At 42.9% G+C, this 20,532-nt stretch carries 19 protein-coding genes; 16 read left to right on the top strand and 3 right to left on the bottom strand.

Features of this window, described 5'->3' with window-relative positions; all coding sequences use genetic code 11:
* Positions 1-96: 96 nt before the first annotated feature.
* The 5 genes from ACOQOA_RS11185 to ACOQOA_RS11165 all read left to right on the top strand — a co-directional run bounded on the left by ACOQOA_RS11185 (position 97) and on the right by ACOQOA_RS11165 (position 5,122).
* On the top strand, positions 97-708 hold the full coding sequence (locus tag ACOQOA_RS11185) for a hypothetical protein (RefSeq protein WP_420548712.1): 612 nt from the start codon (positions 97-99) through the stop codon (positions 706-708).
* Between the two features lies 1 nt (position 709).
* The gene (locus tag ACOQOA_RS11180) at positions 710-3,097 is read left to right on the top strand and encodes a PAS domain S-box protein (protein WP_420548711.1); all 2,388 of its coding nucleotides are present in this window, start codon (positions 710-712) and stop codon (positions 3,095-3,097) included.
* A gap of 92 nt (positions 3,098-3,189) precedes the next feature.
* Entirely contained in the window at positions 3,190-3,924 is a 735-nt protein-coding gene (locus tag ACOQOA_RS11175; RefSeq protein WP_420548710.1) for a double zinc ribbon domain-containing protein, read from the top strand.
* An 88-nt stretch (positions 3,925-4,012) separates the two neighbouring features.
* Positions 4,013-4,267, top strand: coding sequence for a glutaredoxin 3 (gene grxC, locus ACOQOA_RS11170; RefSeq protein ID WP_155153432.1), 255 nt, complete (start codon positions 4,013-4,015; stop codon positions 4,265-4,267).
* A gap of 27 nt (positions 4,268-4,294) precedes the next feature.
* Positions 4,295-5,122, top strand: a complete 828-nt coding sequence (locus tag ACOQOA_RS11165; protein ID WP_420548709.1) for a carbon-nitrogen hydrolase family protein — start codon at positions 4,295-4,297, stop codon at positions 5,120-5,122.
* Here the strand turns inward: ACOQOA_RS11165 and ACOQOA_RS11160 are convergent.
* Positions 5,103-5,636 carry a class I SAM-dependent methyltransferase gene (locus ACOQOA_RS11160; RefSeq protein WP_420548708.1) on the bottom strand — a complete coding sequence of 178 codons (534 nt, stop codon included), beginning with the start codon at positions 5,634-5,636 and terminating at the stop codon, positions 5,103-5,105. The two genes, ACOQOA_RS11165 and ACOQOA_RS11160, sit on opposite strands and share 20 nt — an antisense overlap.
* 154 nt (positions 5,637-5,790) lie before the next feature.
* Between ACOQOA_RS11160 and ACOQOA_RS11155 the strand changes: the two genes are divergently transcribed.
* The 5 genes from ACOQOA_RS11155 to ACOQOA_RS11135 all read left to right on the top strand — a co-directional run bounded on the left by ACOQOA_RS11155 (position 5,791) and on the right by ACOQOA_RS11135 (position 13,133).
* The gene (locus ACOQOA_RS11155) at positions 5,791-6,207 is read left to right on the top strand and encodes a DUF1178 family protein (RefSeq protein WP_420548707.1); all 417 of its coding nucleotides are present in this window, start codon (positions 5,791-5,793) and stop codon (positions 6,205-6,207) included.
* A gap of 91 nt (positions 6,208-6,298) precedes the next feature.
* On the top strand, positions 6,299-7,459 hold the full coding sequence (locus ACOQOA_RS11150) for an efflux RND transporter periplasmic adaptor subunit (protein WP_420548706.1): 1,161 nt from the start codon (positions 6,299-6,301) through the stop codon (positions 7,457-7,459).
* Positions 7,460-7,471: 12 nt separating this feature from the next.
* Positions 7,472-10,582, top strand: coding sequence for an efflux RND transporter permease subunit (locus ACOQOA_RS11145; protein ID WP_420548705.1), 3,111 nt, complete (start codon positions 7,472-7,474; stop codon positions 10,580-10,582).
* Between the two features lie 18 nt (positions 10,583-10,600).
* Entirely contained in the window at positions 10,601-11,338 is a 738-nt protein-coding gene (locus ACOQOA_RS11140) for a HugZ family protein (protein WP_420548704.1), read from the top strand.
* Between the two features lie 199 nt (positions 11,339-11,537).
* Positions 11,538-13,133 carry a phosphoenolpyruvate carboxykinase gene (locus ACOQOA_RS11135; RefSeq protein ID WP_420548703.1) on the top strand — a complete coding sequence of 532 codons (1,596 nt, stop codon included), beginning with the start codon at positions 11,538-11,540 and terminating at the stop codon, positions 13,131-13,133.
* A gap of 74 nt (positions 13,134-13,207) precedes the next feature.
* Here the strand turns inward: ACOQOA_RS11135 and ACOQOA_RS11130 are convergent, their stop codons facing one another.
* Positions 13,208-13,420: a hypothetical protein gene (locus tag ACOQOA_RS11130; protein WP_420548702.1), complete on the bottom strand. Its 213-nt coding sequence runs from the start codon at positions 13,418-13,420 to the stop codon at positions 13,208-13,210.
* Positions 13,421-13,636: 216 nt separating this feature from the next.
* Between ACOQOA_RS11130 and ACOQOA_RS11125 the strand changes: the two genes are divergently transcribed.
* From ACOQOA_RS11125 to ACOQOA_RS11115, 3 genes are all read left to right on the top strand, one after another.
* The gene (locus ACOQOA_RS11125; protein WP_420548701.1) at positions 13,637-14,968 is read left to right on the top strand and encodes an ActS/PrrB/RegB family redox-sensitive histidine kinase; all 1,332 of its coding nucleotides are present in this window, start codon (positions 13,637-13,639) and stop codon (positions 14,966-14,968) included.
* Complete coding sequence (locus tag ACOQOA_RS11120; RefSeq protein WP_420548700.1) at positions 14,961-15,536, top strand: ActR/PrrA/RegA family redox response regulator transcription factor; 576 nt, start codon at positions 14,961-14,963, stop codon at positions 15,534-15,536. The genes ACOQOA_RS11125 and ACOQOA_RS11120 overlap by 8 nt, the downstream gene beginning before the upstream one ends.
* Positions 15,537-15,646: 110 nt before the next feature.
* Positions 15,647-16,510, top strand: coding sequence for an isocitrate lyase/PEP mutase family protein (locus ACOQOA_RS11115; protein WP_420548699.1), 864 nt, complete (start codon positions 15,647-15,649; stop codon positions 16,508-16,510).
* 3 nt (positions 16,511-16,513) lie between these two features.
* Here the strand turns inward: ACOQOA_RS11115 and ACOQOA_RS11110 are convergent, their stop codons facing one another.
* The gene (locus ACOQOA_RS11110) at positions 16,514-17,278 is read right to left on the bottom strand and encodes a substrate-binding periplasmic protein (protein ID WP_420548698.1); all 765 of its coding nucleotides are present in this window, start codon (positions 17,276-17,278) and stop codon (positions 16,514-16,516) included.
* 269 nt (positions 17,279-17,547) lie between these two features.
* Here ACOQOA_RS11110 and ACOQOA_RS11105 point away from each other — a divergent pair, with 269 nt between their 5' ends.
* The 3 genes from ACOQOA_RS11105 to cbiE are packed head-to-tail and all read left to right on the top strand — an operon-like array spanning position 17,548 to position 20,514.
* Entirely contained in the window at positions 17,548-18,678 is a 1,131-nt protein-coding gene (locus ACOQOA_RS11105; RefSeq protein ID WP_420548697.1) for a sirohydrochlorin chelatase, read from the top strand.
* Between the two features lie 4 nt (positions 18,679-18,682).
* Entirely contained in the window at positions 18,683-19,309 is a 627-nt protein-coding gene (locus ACOQOA_RS11100; protein WP_420548696.1) for a precorrin-8X methylmutase, read from the top strand.
* On the top strand, positions 19,306-20,514 hold the full coding sequence (cbiE, locus tag ACOQOA_RS11095) for a precorrin-6y C5,15-methyltransferase (decarboxylating) subunit CbiE (protein WP_420548695.1): 1,209 nt from the start codon (positions 19,306-19,308) through the stop codon (positions 20,512-20,514). Before ACOQOA_RS11100 ends, cbiE begins: the two co-directional genes overlap by 4 nt.
* Positions 20,515-20,532 lie beyond the last annotated feature (18 nt).

Raw genomic sequence — 20,532 nt, 5'->3', positions numbered from 1 at the left:
TTATTGTTTTTTATCATATGCTTATGGAAATATATTTTACTGGGTGGGAGATCAGAATAATTCTGAAAAGATTAAGAATTACCTGATTTTATTAAAATGTTAGTTTTTGAAAAATTATCCATAAGAAGTAAATCATTTTTTCTTACTATCTATAGTTTTGCAAACATCATTCTATTGACATCAAATACTTTCGCCACGGAACTAGGCATAACTCCAAACCATGTCTTTAACATTTGGCAGAATATTGGCCTTGCATCAGAAATGCTATTTCAAGAAACATATGGGGTTTCCTTAAGTAAGACAGCTCTTGTTAAACCTAGGCGATTTATGGGAAAAACCAGCAATGATGTGATGGAAAAAGCTCTTAGACTTCACAAAGACTTAGCACTTATTGTTCAGATAACACACACACAGCCGGAACCTTATTGGGTGCGAGAATACAAAAGTTTTGAAAAAAACACTTCTACCCATACAAAGCCACAAACTGTAAGTGATGTTTATATTCTTTCTTCCCACATTCTTCAGAACATCGTGAATAAATACGTGGAAGTTACAAAAGGGACTAAATCAGTAAGGCATTTTTATCTCGAAAACCAATTACCTCCCAAAGACAAAACATTAGATGATGTTTATGCTGAGTTGGATCTGCTGTCCGCGAAACTTAAATATGTATCATCTAATCCTCTCAGCATGGCGAGTGGTGAATAAGATGATACCAAGCATACGTATTACTACATTTGGCTGGCTTTTATCCCTTGGATTATTAATTGCCGTGATATCTGTAGCGACTATTTCCATACGTTCGGTTAAGCAAGCAGATGACATCCAAGCCATCTGGATGGAATTTGAGGAAACAGCTGCGCGCAAGTCCCTGTTGCTGGGTCAATTAAGAGGCTTGATGGGTTTTAACGGCATGATCCATCACTTTAAGAACTTTCTTTTACGCAAAGATCGATATTACCTCGTCGCGGCAAACGAAAAGTTATTACAATTGGATCTGGTCCTGACCACTTATAAGTCATTAAAATTGAGTAATGACGAACGACATGCCTTAACTAATCTCAAAAGAATTATCGATCAATATCATAGCAATATCTCTTTAGTAGAACAGTTAATCGAAGAAGAGAAAACCATCGAGTATATTGATGCGATCGTGCGTATAGATGACACAGAAGCTATTAAATCAATTGAGGTCCTAGAATCTCAATTGATGAATTTATATAAGCGAAACACCCTTTCAATCACGAAATCAGTCGCAGATTCCATTTTTGTAAATAAAGTCTATGGTATTGCGCTTGTACTGATCTTAATTCTTCTCTTTATTTTCACAACAAGCTTTATTTACTGGTATCTTTTCCGCCCTTTACGTGAAGTTATACAAACCTTACAAACGTCACGACCTGACGACCCAGAAGACATACGCCTCAAACGTCGAACCCGGCTGGAAGAAACAGAAATTGGTGCCCTCGTTGACGCTGGCAATAATTTTCTAGAAGCCGTGCGCTTTCATTCCATACGTCGAAAAATCGCCGAAAACACCATCAGGGATCGAGAAGCTAATCTACGAGCCGTTCTTGATAATGCTGTCGATAGTATTATTACCATCGATGATCACGGCATTATTCAATCCGTCAATAAAGCCGCAACTAATCTGTTTCAATATACGGGTGAGGAACTGATCGATAATAATGTTTCCATGCTTATGCCCGAACCAGATCGTAGCCATCATGATGCCTATCTGGCCCAATATAGGTTAAGCCGGAAGGCAAAAATCGTTGGTATTGGCCGCGAAGTTACAGGCCTTAAACGCGATGGCACAGAATTCCCAATGCAGTTGGCTGTCAGCGAGGTGGAAACATCTTATGGCACCATTTATACAGGTATCGTACGAGACTTAACCGAAGAACGCGAAAATGAGCTGCGCTTGCTTCTCGCAAAAGAAGAAGCAGAAAAAGCTAACCGAGCAAAATCTGAATTTCTTTCATCTATGAGCCATGAACTGCGCACCCCGCTAAACGCCATTATCGGTTTCTCTCAATTACTAGGCAGTAGTCGCCGATCCAGTTTGGATGAGAGACAGGAAAAACAAGTCAGTCAGATCCATTCTGCAGGTTCACATCTCTTGGAACTTATTGATGAAATACTGGACTTAGCTAAAATAGAGGCCGGACAACTTTCCATATCTATGGAACCTATTTCTCTTAACGAAACCATTGAAGAATGTATTCAGTTCGCAACACGTAATGCAGAAGAAAAAGATATTTATCTCAACAATAAGTTATGCGCTAAAACACTGCCTTTTCTAAAAGCAGACAAGCTTCGTTATAAGCAAGCGATGATTAACTTACTGTCCAACGCCATAAAATATACAGATCGTGGTGGTCAGGTAACAATTTCTGGACAAATCACCGAAGAATATAATTACCGCGTCAGTGTCGCAGATAATGGGCGCGGCATACCTATAGAAAAGCAAAATGAACTTTTCCAACCATTCAACCGTTTGGGGATCGATAAGAGCGGTATAGAAGGGACCGGTATTGGCTTAGCCTTAACCAAAAAAATCGTTGAATTAATGGATGGATCTATTGGTTTTGAAAGCCAGATACATATAGGTTCTACTTTTTGGGTTGAGTTTCCCATCATAGCTGATCCCATTAACATCCATACAGATGACAGAGAACATATACCAAATATGTCCTTACCTGATGGTGATCATATATTATTGTACATCGAAGATAACTTAACCAATTTGCAACTGATGGAAGACATCGCTGTTGAGATACCAAATTTAAAGATTAAATCGGCCATTACCGCAGAAGCAGGTATTGAATTAGCGACGCAATGTCACCCAAATATTATTTTAATGGACATCAATCTTCCGGGAATGAGTGGCATTGAAGCAACACGTATACTGAAAGCAACAGACGCAACCAAAGATATTCCCATTATTGCCTTAAGTGCCGATGCTTCGACAAAAGTTATCCGAGAAGCCAAAAATGCAGGGTGCGTTGACTATCTTACCAAACCATTCAATGTTATAACGTTAATGCAACTTATTGAAAAACAACTAAAGCTATCCGTTAAAGAAACAAGTTAATGGGAATAATGCCGACGTCTTTTCCAAAATTGAAACTTTCGCATTTTCTGCAAAAATTCCTATGGCGCAGTAGGAAGACAACAATACGATTATTGGAAGCTGGTTTGAATGACCTTCTGCCGCCTCATTGTTTAAATTGTCATGTAGAAATATCGCAATCACAGGCAATATGCTCAGATTGCTGGAGCCAAATTTCTTTTATTGCGCAACCTATCTGTTTTTGTTGTGGCTATCCCTTTGAAAATATAACTGGCATCTCAAATCATAGCTACTGCGCGGCTTGTCTTGCACAAAAACCCAAATTTCATATGGCAAGAGCAGCAGTCACTTATAATGATTTAAGCCGCGATTTACTTTTGAAATTCAAGCATGGCGATCAACAACATATAGCCCCCCTTTTTACACGTTGGTTGAATATGGCCAGTCTTCATTTTCCAGATGATATCAAATTCGACTATGTTATTCCTGTCCCCCTTCATTCACGCCGCCTCATCAAACGACGTTTTAATCAAGCCGCTTTATTAGCGAAAGCTTTTGCTAAACAGAATGATTTAATCTACGCAGCTAACTTGTTACAACGTATCAAACAGACTGAAACTCAAGGCCATCTGACTCCAAAAGCGCGTCGTCGAAATTTACACGGCGCGTTTCGTGTTTCAAAAAAATTCCAGCAAAGCCTGCAAGATAGAACTGTTCTTGTAATTGACGACGTTTACACGACCGGTAGCACGGTAGAAGAAGCAGCCAAGATATTAAGGAAGAATGGTGCTAAAGAAGTTTACATATTAACCGTAGCCAGAGTTATGCGCCCACAAAAAGTTGATTAAGGTGGAACAGATCACATATTGCATCCTATATCATCACCAAGTATGACATGCATAAATTTACGGATTTAAGAAGTTAGGAATATCTAAAATGGCATTAGTTGAAATTTATATGCGCCCCATGTGTGGTTTTTGTGCCGCTGCAAAACGTCTATTGGACGGAAAGGGTGTTAGCTATACAGAATACAACATTTGGGAAGAAGATGGTCGTCAGGCGGAAATGATCCAACGCTCCAACGGTGGTCGTACCGTACCACAAATCTTTATCAACGATCAGCATATTGGTGGTTGTGATGATATGATGGCAATGGAAAAATCTGGCAAGCTTGATCCACTCTTAGGCTAAAAATTACATATCCAGCGGGAGATTTCTATGATTTTGCCTTTAGCCTTGGTTCAAATGACCTCAACCACATCAATTGAGGAAAATTTAGCTTTAGCGGAGCCTCTTATCCGTGAGGCTACCAAACAAGGTGCAAAATTGATCTCTCTCCCGGAAGTCGCCAATCTGGTCCAGATGAAACGATCTCAATCCACAAAAGAAGCCTGTCTTCAAGAAGATGATCCTTTCCTTTCTGGATGCCAAGCTATAGCGAAGGAACTTGGCATTTGGATTCATATTGGATCCTGTGTCATAAAATTGCCTGATGATGATCGAATGGCCAATCGGGCATTTATGATTGATAATCAAGGTGAAATCAAAGCATGCTATGACAAAATCCATATGTTTGATGTGGATTTAGAAGGTGGCGAAAGTTATCGCGAAAGCAAATCTTTTAAACCCGGTGAGCAAGCCGTTACAGTGGAGACACCTTGGGGCATTATCGGTCTAACTATTTGTTATGATGTGCGCTTCCCACATCTCCATCGAAGCCTTGCCCATGCAGGGGCCAAAGTGATTTTAAACCCGGCTGCTTTCACTCAGAAAACCGGTGAGGCACATTGGCATACATTGCTAGCTGCTCGCGCTATTGAAACTACATGCTTTGTTGCTGCAGCTGCACAAACTGGCCATCACGATGATGGTCGTGATACCTATGGTCATAGTCTTGTTATTGATCCTTGGGGAAATATACTTGCCGATGCAGATACGGCAATCGGCGTCATTCGCGTTGATCTTGATTTAGAAGACGTCACAAAAGCCCGTGCCATGGTACCATCTTTGCAAAATGGACGTGACTTTAGTCTTCCAGACCAATAACACGTTTTGCGGCAAGGCGTTGGACTATTGCTTCAGACGGGATAGTTACTTTTCCCTGTTCATATTGCAAGATATCAAACCCGTGACAAAATTCACGCAATTCCCCTTCTTTCAATAGAAAATTAGGATTGGATGGTTTTCCAAAAACCTCGTGACTTCTTGCAAAGGTTTGATACAAAATCATCCCGCCAGGCGCGACCAACTTAAAGATATCTTCAAGCCGTTGACGAAAAAGATAGTTAGTCACAATCACCAAATCATATTGGCGCTCAGATAAAGGCCATCGGTCCTCTTCTTCAAGATCAGCCTGTAAAAGGGTAACTTGTTCCTTGCATAGCAAGTCCTCAACATTGGATAGATCAATATCAACAAAAGTAACTGCAGCGCCTTTTTCATGTGCAAGACGTCCATGGCGACCTGCACCACAGGCATAATCCAAAACTAATTTTCCGGTAAGATCAGGTGCCAACCATTTTTCAATGAATGGGAGTGGCGTCATAGAGACATGAGACATATTTTTTCATCCAAATGCATAGAAAACGTGACAAAGCCTTGTTATTTCGATAGATAATCGCCAAATTCTGAATTGAGTTGGGAAATATAACTTGTTTTTCAAGCGATGAAACCAGAATTTTAAATTCTAAATGACGATGGATATGGGTTAAAAGATGATTTCTTTTAATTTGAAATGTGAAAACGAACATGAATTTGAGGGCTGGTTTAAAGATTCAGCTTCCTTTGAAAAACAACAAGAACTGGGCTTGTTGGAATGTTCTGTTTGTGGATCCAACAACGTCAAAAAAGCCTTAAGCGCGCCCAATATTTCAACCAGTCGCTCCCAAGAAAAATCACAAATCGAGTTTTTCACTAAAGCCCGCAACGCCATGGTGAAAATGCGCAAAGATATTGAATCTAATTGCGAAAATGTAGGTGACAAATTCGCCGAGGAAGCTCGTAAAATCCATTATGGAGAGACCGAAGAACGCGGTATTTACGGAAATGCCAGCGCCGATGAAGTCAAAGAATTGGTCGAAGAAGGCGTTGAAGTGGCGGCAGTACCCTGGGTGGACGACAAGACTAATTAATCTCATTGGAAAGACAATAAACCTTTGAGATCGTAATTTTTTCGCCTTATAGTAGCCCTAGATAATTTAATCTCTATGCGGGTATTATTTCATGCGTCTTTCAAATTTCTCTATCACGTTTAAACATTTGGGTTTTGCCTTACTTTTACCAACTGCGTTTATTTTAAGCGGCTGTGAAGAAAAAGTTGAAGAGCAAATTGAAGTTACTCCAAGAGTGAAATTTGAAGAAGTCTTCCCAGATGACAGTCAGCGTATCCGCAACTTATCAGGACAAGTTCAAGCCGCAGAAACCAGCGTTTTAAGCTTCCCAATTAATGGTCGTGTTATTGAAATGGCTGCAGAGCTAGGCGATCGCGTAGAAGCCGGCCAAATGATGGCCATGATGGATCCAACCAACTATCAGTTAGCAAAAGATAAGGCCTCCGCACAGGTTCGCACCCAAAAAGCCAAATTGGTAGAAGCCCAAGAAGAATATGTCCGCAAGGAAACCCTCTATAAAAAAGATCTTGTTGCCAAAGCCGCATTAGACACAGCAAAAGCCGCATTAGATACATCTCTTAGTGAGGTCGATGTGGCGATCAGCGAATTAAAACGTGCAGAACGAGATTTAGAAAAAACAGTAATCCTTGCCCCATTTTCCGGTGAAGTTTCAGTAAAGTCTGTTGAAACTTTCACTGAAGTTAGCATTGGACAATCCATCTATGAGCTGGAAGCAGAAGGCGCTATGAATGTTGAGGTTTTGGTTCCTGAATCCATGATCCAAAAGCTGGATTATGGTCATCCCGCAATTGTTCGTTTCCCAGGAGCCCGTGGCTTGGAAATCCCTGCTATTGTCTCTGAAATTGCAAGCCAATCAGAATCCGGAAATGCCTTCCTAGTTAAGCTATCGTTACAAAAACCTGAAGAAGCCCCCACTGGCGAAGGTCGATTATTTTCAGGCATGACCGCGACAGTAAGCTTCTTACTTGATAGCGAAACATCTGGCCCCGTTTATACAATCCCGATTTCGGCGATTTCCCTGCAAAGCCTGTCCGAGGCAAATGAAGCTCAAAATGAACGCAGCTCACTTGCCCCTGTTTTCGTTTATGATCAAGCTACCGAAACCGTAAAACGTGTTTTTGTGACTATCGGTAAAACCCGTGGCAATCGTTTAGAGGTTTATTCAGGACTTAATGCCGGCGATAAGATTATTGTGGCAGGTGTTTCGTTCCTGCATGACGGCATGTCTGCTTTGTTATGGCAACCGGAATAAGGAGGCTCTATCATGTTAGCTGCCCTTACCCGGTTCTGTATTGAACGATCCCGTCTGACTGTCTTCTTTATTGTGGCTATTATTGTAGCTGGCTTTACATCCTTTTTGTCACAACCAAGTCAGGAAGACCCTGAAATCACCATCCGTTTTGGTCAAATCACAGCCAGTTATCCAGGTTTAGCTGCGGAAAAAGTTGAACAGCTCATTATTCGTCCTATCGAAGAAAATCTGAAACAAATTCCGGAAATCAAATTCATCAAATCCCAAGCAACAACGGGACAAGCACTAGTAACAGTGCGTATCTATCCGTCTTATTTCGATCTAGATCCCATTTGGTCAGATATTCGAAACAAGATGGATGATTTAAAACCCAACTTACCTGAAGGCACACAAGGCCCGTTTGTAAATGATGATTATGGTCGGGTTTCAGTCGCCACATTGGCGCTTTATGGCGATGAATATGATTATAAAGATTTACGATCTGTTGCCCGAAATCTGCGTGATCGCATTGGTGCCTTAGAGCTTGTAAGTCGCGTTGATCTCTATGGCATTCAGGAAGAACGTGTTTGGCTTGAAATGAATCAAGACAAACTGGCCCAGATTGATCTATCTGCCAATCAAGTTGTGAACACCCTGAAAGATCAGAATATTATTTTACCCGGCGGCAATTTAATCGCGGATGGCTTAAGTATCGGTATTGATCCAACTGGTAATTTTGATTCCGTTAAAGAAATTGAAAATGTAGCCATCCAAACCGGCGAAGATACAGGTGTTGTTTATCTAAAAGATTTACTAACTGTGCGTCGCGGATATGTGGACCCACCAGAACGTCCCGCATTATATAATGGGCGTCCAGCCGTTATCCTTGGTATATCCATGGTTCCCAATATTGCGATTAAAGAATTTGCAGCTCAATTGGAAGCAGAAATCGCAATTTTAACCGCGGAACTCCCCCTCGGCCTGAATTTAGATTATGCCACATATCAACCCCCAATTGTCGATGCCAGCATCAAAGATGCAACGTCGAATCTTATGCAAACTCTCGCCACCGTTCTTGTGGTGGTTATGTTATTCTTGGGACTTCGTACCGGTACAATTGTCGGTTCTGTTGTCCCAATTACCATCCTTGCTGCGATCATCGCCATGCGTCTTTTTGAGATCCCGCTTCACCGGATTTCGATTGCAGCGATTATTATCTCGCTTGGCCTGCTCGTAGATAACGGTATCGTCATTGCCGAAGATATCAAAACCCGATTATCTCAAGGCATGGAACGCCTAAATGCCTGTATCGAAGCGGCACGTAGCTTAGGCCTTCCTCTTCTAACCTCTTCACTCACGACAATTTTGGCGTTTATGCCTTTGATGTTGGCGGATGATGAAACGGGTGAATTTATGTCCGCCCTCAGTCAAGTTGTCACAGCAACATTGCTGGCTTCTTGGGGATTAGCCATAACAGTGACACCAGCCCTTTGTTATTGGTTCCTTGGGGATCGGAAAAAATCAAAAACCAAGAAGAATGAGACTGAGGTAAAGGATCTATACGGGGGTACCTACTATAATCTCTTCCGTAAGTTTCTAAACTTTATGCTACGCGTTCGTATCCCATTCCTAGTGGTTATGTTCGCCTTGTTAATCTTGTCCGTCAAAGGCTTGGAAGATGTACCGAAACGTCTTTTACCCCCATCAGATCGCGCACAATTTGTCTTACCTATTCGTTTACAAGCAGGTGTCGATGTACGTGAAACACAGGCAGTCGTGAAACGCTTTTCAGATTGGGTGAATAACAAATCCTTAAATCCGGAAATCACCAGCAGTACAATTTTCATCGCCAATGGTGGCCCACGTTTCTTCTTGGCTTTAAGCCCGCCTGACCCCGCACCGAACACTGCTTTTGCCATTATCAATGTAGCAAATCCAGAAGATCGTGATCCGACTATGGCAAAGGTTGATCGCTTTATTATCGAAAACATGCCGGAAGCAGAAGGCTTTACTGAAAAGCTTTTCCTAGGCTCCACCAAACCTGGAACTGTTGAATTACGTATTTTGGGCCCTGACATTCCTACCTTGATGGATAAAGCCAATGAGGTAATGGCAGGTTTCCGTACGATCCCCGGCACACAAGATATTCGCAGTGATTGGGAAAATCCGGTGATCCGTATTAAGGTGGCAATTGACCAAGAACGCGCCCGTCGGGCTGGTACTGATAGTCGCTCTATCGCGCAGGCACTTTCCACAAACTTTGATGGTGAAACCGTCACCTCCTACCGTGAAGGCGATAAAGTCATACCCGTTATCTTGCGTTCAGAAGAAGATAAACGCAGTACACTTGATGACCTCAGAAGTGTGACCGTACCTTCCAGTAATGGCAATGTCGTACCGCTCATCCAGATTGCGGATATTGATGGGGATGTAGTGCCATCCCAAATCCGCCGATATAATCAGGAACGTGCGATCACAATCAGCGCTATTAATCCAAATATGGAAGCTGCAGGCCTTTATGCCGCAATGCAGCCCACCCTTGAGAAACTGGATTTACCTTATAACTACAAGATCGAAGTTGATGGCGAGTTAAAAGGATCCGAAGAAGCGAATGCTGCACTTTTCAAATATATGCCGCATTGTATGGGGTTGATGCTGCTACTATTAATTTGGCAGTTCAACTCTTTCAGAAAACCATTCATCATTGCCTTTACAATTCCGCTTCTGATTATCGGGGCAAGTTTGGGGTTAAATCTGACAGGTGCCTATCTGGATTTTAACGCCATGCTTGGATTGATTAGTTTAGCAGGCATTATCATCAATAATGGTATTGTGTTAATTGATAAGATTGATCTGGAACGTGCAAATGGAACCGACCTTAAACAGGCAATCATTGAATCCGCAGTATCACGTTTACGCCCAATTGTTATGACAACACTCACCACTATTCTTGGACTTGTTCCCCTTATGATATTTGGTGGGGAGTTATGGTTTGCCATGACGGTCGTCATTATGTTTGGCTTAACAATTGGTACAATCCTGACCCTTGGGGTTGTCCCTGTGTTGTACAGCTTACTATTTGGGGCTATTCCAAATCTTTTTGCGAAGATAACGAAAAAGCCGCTTGCTGATAGTAAAGCATAGATAAGCGGGATTATAAAAATGGCGAATGATCAAGATATCGGTAAAGATATCCGTTTGTTATTACGTGGTTGTGATCGGGCGAGTCTGGCAGTCAATCTGAACAAAGATCAGGACCAAAACCAATCTGCATATGTCGCGTTGGTATTGGTGGCTTTTGACATGAAAAGTCACCCGATCCTCTTCATCAGCAATCTTGCAGAACATACAAAGGCCGTTAAAGAAAATCCGGTTTGCTCCCTGCTATTAGATGGAACCACAGGACGTCGTGATCCTCTTACGGGTGCACGTGTAACCTTACAAGGGGAGATCGAGTTCCTAGATGGGATAGAAGCCGAACAAGCTAAAACACGCTATATCTCCCGACATAATTCTGCGAGAATGTATCAAGATTTCCCTGATTTTAATGTCGTACGTTTTAATCCAACACGTGCTCATTTAGTTGCAGGATTTGGGAAAATTCACTGGATCACTTGGGCCGATATCTTGATTAATGAAAATGTATCTGAACTCACTCTCGCTGAAACAGATATCGTCACACATATGAATGAAGATCATGCGGATGTCCTTAACCTTATCGCAAACAAGCTGCTAAAACAAAAAGGTGTGGGGTGGCAAATAACAGGTGTTGATCCTGATGGGTGTGATCTGCAACTTGAAGGGCAGATGATCCGATATCCCTTTGAATCGCTTGTCTATACAGCGGATGATGCCCGAAAAGAATTTGTGGCAGCCGCAAAATTAGCACGGTCTGCCTAATTTTTCGAAAAACTAACCATTGATTTGAATCATTTTCGCATAGATTAGTGATTTATTTCATAATATTGCAACATTTTCTCATTTCGTGACTCGATTCTCCTGCTTGCCCTCTATATAGTGCGCAAAGACTTTGAACTTCCCTGTGAAACGGACTTGGAAGATCATTCTCTGTGAGGCGAAAAAAATTTAGGAGGGACCCTTGGGAACCCAGGGCAATACAACCGGGCTGGAAAGCGCCGGCATTATTAATAGCGTCGATGTAAAATGGAACCTTGGCGCAGAGGCATTATACGAAGAAACAATTTCCAAAGGTTTGGGGGTAATGACCAAAGGCGGCGCTTTAGCCGTTGAGACAGGTAAATTTACCGGTCGCTCTCCAAATGATAAGTTTATTGTTGAAGAAGCATCATCCAAAGATAACATTTGGTGGGGGCAAGTAAATAAAGGCACAACAGAAGCTGTCTTTGATGCCATGCATAAACAAATGACCGCATATCTTCAAAATCGTGAGCTTTATGTTCAGGATTTATATGCAGGTGCCGATGTAGATTATCGTTTAAATGTACGTGTTATTTCTGAAAGCCCGTGGCATAGCTTATTTGCGCGCAATATGTTCATCCGTCCGGATCGCAATGATCTGGAAGGTTTCGCGCCAGATTTCACAATTTTGCATTCCCCATATATCAATGCTGTTCCTGAACGTGATGGTACAAATTCCGAATGCTTTATTCTGGTCAATTTTGAAAAGAAAATGATCTTGATCGGTGGCACGCGTTACGCAGGCGAGATCAAAAAATCTATATTCTCTATCTTAAACTATCTGTTGCCTGAACAGGGTGTCATGCCGATGCATTGCTCTGCCAATATTGGCCCAGATGGGGATACGGCAATTTTCTTTGGTCTATCCGGTACAGGCAAGACAACTCTTTCAGCTGATGGTTCTCGTACCTTAATCGGTGATGATGAACATGGCTGGTCCGACAATGGCGTGTTTAACTTTGAAGGCGGTTGTTACGCAAAAGTGATTAATCTGTCTCCAGAAATGGAACCAGAAATCTATGCAACAACAGAACGTATGGGCACGATCCTTGAGAATGTAGTGTTTGATCCTATCACACGCGAAGTTGATTTTGACGATAACAGTTTAGCAGAAAACACACGTGCCTCTTACCCAATTGATTTCATTCCAAATATCAAGGAAAATGGTCAAGGTGGTGAGCCGAAAAATATTGTTATGCTTACCGCAGATGCCTTTGGTGTATTGCCTCCGATCTCTGAACTGACAGCAGATCAAGCAATGTATCACTTCCTATCTGGTTACACAGCCCGTGTTGCTGGAACGGAACGTGGTGTTACAGAACCAACAGCGGCCTTCTCCACCTGTTTTGGCGCACCATTTATGCCACGCCACCCAAGCGTTTATGCTAAATTGTTAGGCGAACGCATGGCAAAATCCGGCGCAAAATGCTGGCTCGTAAATACCGGTTGGTCTGGTGGTGCTTATGGTACTGGTAAGCGGATGAGCATCCATCATACACGCGCTATGGTGCGTGCTGCACTGGATGGTCGATTGGATAATGTAGGTCGCCTGACTGATGAAAACTTTGGTCTGCATATTCCTGCTTCTTGCCCAGATGTACCTGATGAAGTTTTACAACCTAAAAACACTTGGGAAGATAAAGCTGCATATGATGCGACAGCTTCTAAACTTCGTGGTCTGTTTGAAGAAAACTTTAAGCAATTTGAAGAACATGTAGATGAAAGCGTTAAGAAAGCTGGCATTTTTGCTGCTTAAAACATCAACGTGATCAAACAAAAAGGCGATCCGATCTGGATCGCCTTTTTAATTTCATCCAAGATAGTCGAAAATTAATCTTCGCTTTTAGATTTTGCCACAGCAAGAATTGCATGAATCACACAAATGAGCCAGATCGGCCCACCGACAAAAGACCCAACGCCAAAAGTGAACAAGATAGATCCACCGGAAAACAACCATAGGATCAAGTTAAAAATCGCCTGAAAAGGCTTGCCCACTAAGAACAAGGCCAACCACGGAATCAAAATTGCCACCAAATACATCATTTTATCAGTCCTCAACCACTGTAAATCTCAAATAGTCTATAAAAATAGATCAAAACCAAGTTCAACCATTTTATATATTTTCATCTATATTTCTTAATAAAGCATATTCTAACGAAAACAACCTTATCTATAAATTTTTGAGAATTGTTCCTTTTATCCAACAATCAGCCAAGCTTTTGACTTGCCAAATTGGCTGTAATAATGCTCATTTAGCACATGCGTAGTCCTTTGGAATGGTTTAGTAATATTGAGTCTCCTACCCTAAGACGGGAAGGGGAAATCCGTACGCATAGCTTAATCCTGCTTCGCTGGTTTGCTGTATTTGGACAGCTTATCGCAATAGGTGTTGTGACCTTTGGCTTAAATTTTCCAATTAAGCTATATCCATGCCTTATCCTGATAGGTATCCTAGCCATATCCAATTTATGGATGGGCATTTCCACCAGCCAAACAAATCGTATGTCAAACTACCATACGGCACGTCTTTTGGCTTTTGATATGATCCAGCTAACCGCATTATTTTATTATACGGGCGGTTTAGAAAATCCATTCTCGCTCACTATTTTAGTCCCAGTTACAATTGCGGCGACCTTGCTTTCCCGCGGCGCCACAGTCATGCTGACGGTAATAGCACTTTTCTGTGCAACCTTTATGGCCTTTTATCACGAACCTCTTCCTTGGCAGGGGAGTCTCTTAGATATTCATACCGGGCGGGTTTCGGTTCTGTACATTGTTGGGCTTTGGGTTGCTTTAGCTTTAGCAATTATATTAATGGCACTTTATCTTTGGTCACTTACGGAAGAAGCGCGCAAAACATCAGAAGCCTTACAACAAACTGAATCTGCCTTGGCTCGCGAGCAAAAAATGTCCGCACTTGGCGGCTTAGCGGCCTCTGCCGCCCATGAACTTGGCACGCCACTATCTACCATCAGTTTAGTTGCCAAGGAATTAATGAATGATTTACCCGATGACAGCCCCTATTTTGAGGATGTAGAACTTCTTGTTAGCCAGTCCCTAAGATGTCGGGATATCTTGGCAAAATTATCGGTACAGCCGGAACATATTGGGGGTGAAAATTTTGAAGAACTCACCCTTTCACATATGGTTGAACACGCCATGCAAGATCATGTGCCACCTCATATTGAAAGTAAGTTCGTCTTTGATGATAATTCTATTGGTGCAGAGCCTATCGTTTATCCCTCCCCTGAACTTCTTCAAGGGCTTGGGAATTTTTATAGCAATGCGGGACAATTCGCGAAAAATATAATAGAAACCCATTTCAGTTGGGATGATACAGGCTATCGCCTCATCATTGAAGATGATGGCCCTGGTTTCCCAGCCACTGTTCGAGAAAAAATCGGTCAGCCTTATATTTCCACTCGAACAGGTGAAGATGGACATATGGGGCTTGGTTTATTTATTGCCATTACTTTGCTAGAACGTATTCATGCTCATGTACGTGTGCAAAATCGATCCCCTAATGGCGCACGCGTCGAAATCTTGTTTCCCTCCAATAACAAAAACGAAAAAGGGATGACGAATGACTGAATCACAGGATAATCAAATCTCCTCTCTTAGCGATCGTAGTTTACTGTTAATGGATGATGATACCGTCCTGTTAACGCGTTTAGCACGCGCCATGGAAAAACGTGGTTTCGACGTTTCAACCGCTGGTTCAATCGCAGATTGCCTCACTATTATTAAACAAAATCCTCCTGCCTATGCAGTTATGGATTTGCGTTTGGATGACGGCAGCGGTTTGGAAGCTGTAGAAGCATTATCCGAAGCACGGCCCGATGCGCGCATCATCATGCTAACAGGATATGGAAATATAGCCACCGCTGTAAGCGCCGTGAAAGCCGGAGCGGTTGATTATCTTTCTAAACCAGCTGATGCAGACCAGATCACAGCTGCACTACTTGAAGAAGACAACAGTCTTCCCCCGCCCCCAGAAAACCCGATGACAGCAGATCGTGCGCGATGGGAGCATATTCAACGTGTCTATGAACAATGCGACCGCAATGTTTCGGAAACTGCGCGGCGATTACAAATGCATCGCCGCAGTTTACAACGTATTTTGGCAAAACATGCACCAAAAGACGCACCAAGTGAGTAATTGCAATATGTCTTATATGAAAATAATAAAGATTCAGGATGATTTAAAATATTATTTTATGTTAGTATGCGTTTCTCTTATTGGCGGGGAACAGAAAAGGGCATTAAGAAATGGCTAATACTACACGTGACTCAAAATTAGAAACCTTCCGCTTCTTACATGAAAAACCGGGCATATTTGTAATGCCAAACCCTTGGGATGCAGGATCAGCCAAAATCCTGGAAACTGTCGGTTTTGAATCTCTTGCCACAACAAGTGCGGGATATGCTTTCTCACAAGGTTTGCAGGACGGCATTGCAGGTTTAGAGCGCGAAGATGTCCTTGAAAATGCTGCTGAGATAGTAAATTCCGTTTCCCTGCCAGTCTCTGCGGATTTGGAAGATGGATTTGGCCCGATCCCACAAGATTGTGCGCTGACGATTGAGCGCGCTGTTGATATTGGCTTGGTTGGTGGCTCTATTGAGGATGCATCTGGTAATCCTGAACGCCCAATTTTTGAATTTAGTCTTGCCGTAGAACGTGTTGCAGCTGCAGCGGAAATCGCAAAAAAACGTGGCTTTGTTCTGACTGCGCGTGCAGAAAATTATCTAAATGGACGCCCAGATCTGGACAATACAATTAGACGCTTGCAAGCTTTTGAAAAAGCAGGTGCTGATGTTCTATTTGCCCCCGGCTTACCAAGTCTTGAAGCAATCCGTATTGTTTGCAATTCTGTGAACAAGCCTGTGAATGTGGTCATGGGTCTTTCCGGCCCAACCTTCACGCTTGATGAGTTACAAAATGCAGGTGTCAAAAGAGTAAGCGTTGGGGGCTCATTTGCCCGCGCTGCTCTGGGTGCGCTTTATAATGCCGCAAAGGAAATTAAAACTTTTGGGACATTTGACTATAGCCGAGATGCCATGCCGCATTCAAAGGTAATGCAATTTATGACTGAAAGCACACGTCAAATGGAGCATAGAAAAGCATCAGATTAGCTTTTAAGACGCAGGCTTTGCATTCTTGCCAATGGCATCTGTCCAGATCTGTTGTAAAGTTCCATTATCTAATAAACTGCCATAAGCGTTGTTAAACTGATCAATTAACATTCGACCTTTCGGATGTTGACGGGAAATCATCAAATATTCATAAGCACGGCGGATAGGTTCCTCTGCAGGCTTAATACGGTCAAATCCATCCATTCCAAACGCTGCCTGTGCAGATTCCCAAGCCACAAAATCATTCGCTAGAACAAAATTGACACGGCCTAAGCCTAATACCTTAAAACAGGCAGGCATATCGGTGGCTTCAAATCGCGATAATTGTCCTGCAGCTATTAAATCCGTCAATTCCGGTTCCGTTAAATACCCCAATGGCTGGCAATAGGTCATCCCGATAATATCTTCAACCGTTTGGATATTTTTCGCTGTTTCACGATATTCATAAAAACGGACATTAATTTGGTTGATAGGACGAGAGAATAAAAAGTCAGCTTCACGTTCAGCGTTTTTTGCAAAGGGAAAGGTTGCATCATTTTGCAATTCTAACGTACGTTGATAGGTACGCTTCCAAGGATAAAAGCCAATCTCTACTTCATAATCCATTTCTTCAAAAACACGTCTAACGATCTGAGACACGACACCCCCACCGGGTAAATCTGGATCTGTATAAGGTGCATAATCAGTCCCGGTTGCCAGTTTTATTTTCTGACTTTCTGCCAAAGCAGATACAACAAAGCCCATATATAAAAATATACAGGCCCCCATAAAAAATCCGAATTTTTGCGCTATGTTGAAATTCAATATCTCTTTAACTCATCTAATGCTAAACTTAAGTAATCATACTACTATTCAGTTTCTAGACGCAAATAGAAACTCTGTCGCGAACAGAGCAAGGAATGGCGGCTTTGACGCTGGCAAAACAGAAAAGAGCATGTTATAGCGCACATTCATGCGAACCCTTGGTGGATTGGGGCAAATATATCTACCACATAATATAAGCATAACCATGAGAACCCAGAAAGGACGGGGCAAATATGTCTGATCAGATCGCTGCTTCTTCTAGCGTAGACATTTCATCATTACAAATCCCAACACATGCAGCAGATGGCCGAAAAATCGGCATTATGGTATGTGGACATGGCAGCCGTGATGTGAACGCAGTTACACAATTCAAACAAGTGTCCGAACAGCTAAAAGAACGTTGGAGCCACTTACCTGTTGATTACGGTTTCCTGGAATTTGCGACCCCAATTATCCGCACAGGCTTGGATAACTTACGTGAAGCTGGTTGTGAGTTGATCTTGGCAATCCCGGGCATGCTATTCGCAGCTGGTCATGCGAAAAACGATATCCCATCTGTATTAAACACCTATCAGGCACAAAATGAGGGTGTTGAAATTAAATATGGTCGCGAATTAGGCATCGATCTTAAAATGTTGCAAGCCGCAGGTGATCGTGTGGAAGAAGCTTGGTCCAAATTGGATGATAGCAAAAGTAAACATGAAACTCTGTTGGCTGTAGTTGGTCGCGGCGCGTCTGACCCTGATGCTAATTCCAATGCCACCAAGGTGACCCGCATGTTGTGGGAAGGTATGGGTTTTGGCTGGGCCGAAACTTGTTACTCTGGCGTAACATTCCCGTTGGTCGAAGCTGGATTAGAGCATTATGTAAAACTAGGTTACAAACGTATTCTTGTTTTCCCATATTTCCTTTTCACAGGCATTCTAGTTGATCGAATTTATGCCAATGTCGACACAGTGGCAGCACGCCACCCAGATGTGGAATTTGTAAAAGTCGGATATCTAAACGATCATCCTAAAGTGATGGATACTTTTGCAGAACGCGTATGGGAAATTCTTGAAGGCACCAATGTCATGAACTGTCAGATGTGTAAATATCGTGCACAAGTTCTAGGTTTTGAAGATGAAGTAGGTATGGCACAGGAAAGTCATCACCACCATGTGGAAGGTATCGGTACTGGCGATGCACATAGCCACGATCATTCCCATGACCATAGTCACGACCACTCACATGATCACGGGCATCACCATCATGGACATGGCCATTCACATGATCATGGTGACCATGACCACCATCATCATCCATATCCACAAGCCGACCATCCCCTTGGTCCAAAAACGCTGGAAACCGGATATAAGGGCTAAAGTAATGTTTGATTACATTCGTGATCCTATGGCGATTTATGCGGCCAGTTTTAAAGCTATCCGCGAAGAAACTGATCTGACTAATATCCCGGAATCCTTGCATGCGATCACCTTACGTGTGGTCCATGCAGCAGGAAACCCGGATGTTGTCGAAAATATCGCATGGGGTGGAGATATCACCAAGGCAGCTGACGCCTTAAAACAAGGTGCGCCCATTCTGTGTGACGCAGAAATGGTATCACATGGTATTATCCGTCGCCGATTGCCTGCAGAAAACGATGTGATCTGTACATTGAATATGGATAGCACACCTAACCTTGCCAAGCAGATTGGAAATACACGATCTGCGGCGGCCGTGGAACTTTGGGAACCTTGGTTGGATGGAGCTGTCGTTGCCATTGGTAACGCGCCAACCACCCTATTCTATCTTTTGGAGAAAATTGCAGCAGGCGGACCAAAACCTGCTGCGATTTTAGGCTTCCCTGTAGGTTTCATCGGTGCAGCAGAATCCAAAGAAGCTTTGATTACCCATGCCGGCGATATTCCTTTTGTTACCTTACGTGGTCGCTTAGGTGGCAGTGCTATGGCCGCAGCAGCCATAAATGCCCTTTGCGCGGAGAATGAAGAATGAGCCAAAGATGGATCAAAGTCATTGGCATTGGTGAAGATGGGCTGAATGGCCTTTCTGCCAGTAGTCGTATTTTGATTGATCAAGCCGATGTGGTGATCGGCGGTGACCGCCATCTTGCGATGATAGGTGAAACCAAAGCCAATCAAATGACGTGGCGATCCCCCTTAAAAGATACTCTAGCTGATATAGAGAAACTAAAGGGCAAACAAGTAGTTGTGCTTGCGACTGGCGATCCGATGTCTTATGGGATTGGTGTGACTTTAGGTAAACATTTTGGGTATGAGCAACTGGATATTGTTCCTACAGTTGGCGCATTTGCGCTTGCTTCCGCGAAAATGGGATGGGCTTTAACAGACCCCTTCACCGAATGCTTAACCTTACATGGCAGACCGCTTGAAAATTTATCATTACACCTTCGAAATGGTGTCAAATTGATCGCACTTTCCGCAAATGGAGAAACCCCTGCGCAAGTCGCGGAACTCCTATGCCTCAAAGGACTTGCGGAAAGCCGGATCACAGTTTTATCCCATATGGGTGGAAGTGATGAGGGCCGTATATCTAATACTGCAAAAGAGTGGGGTGATGAAAAAACAGCTGATCTCAACGTCATTTGCATCGAATGCGTAGCTGATGATCAGACAGCATCTTTATCGCGTATCGCAGGCTTACCTGACGATGCCTTCTCCCATGATGGCAAAATGACCAAACGCGAAGTACGGGCAGCAACCTTGGCTTTACTTGCACCCAAACCGGGTGAGTTACTTTGGGACGTTGGGGCTGGTTGCGGGTCCATCGCAATTGAATGGATGCGTGCAGGTGGTAAAGCCATTGCCATTGAAGATAACGACGAACGTCTTGGATTAATGGCAGATAACGCTCTTAGCCTTGGAACACCAACCTTGAAAATCATCCAAGGCCGTGCCCCAGAAAGCCTTGATGGTCTTTTAACTCCCGATGCAATCTTTATTGGTGGCGGATTAACATCCGAAGGTTTGGTTGAAGCATGTTGGGATACATTACCAATAGGTGGGCGTTTGGTTGCCAATGCCGTTACCTTACAAGGGGAAGTAAAACTTATGGAAATGTGGGAAAACTGGGGCGGTGAAATGTCGCGTCAATCCGTGTCCCGCTTAACCAAAGTTGGCCCACATCATGGCTGGAAACCTTTCATGCAAGTTACGCAATATGCCGTAACCAAGTCTTAATGTAAGAAGAATAAGAAT

Source organism: Curvivirga sp. (assembly GCF_965219885.1).
GTDB lineage: Bacteria > Pseudomonadota > Alphaproteobacteria > UBA8366 > Aestuariispiraceae > Curvivirga.
This window is presented reverse-complemented; position numbering and strand designations above follow the sequence as displayed.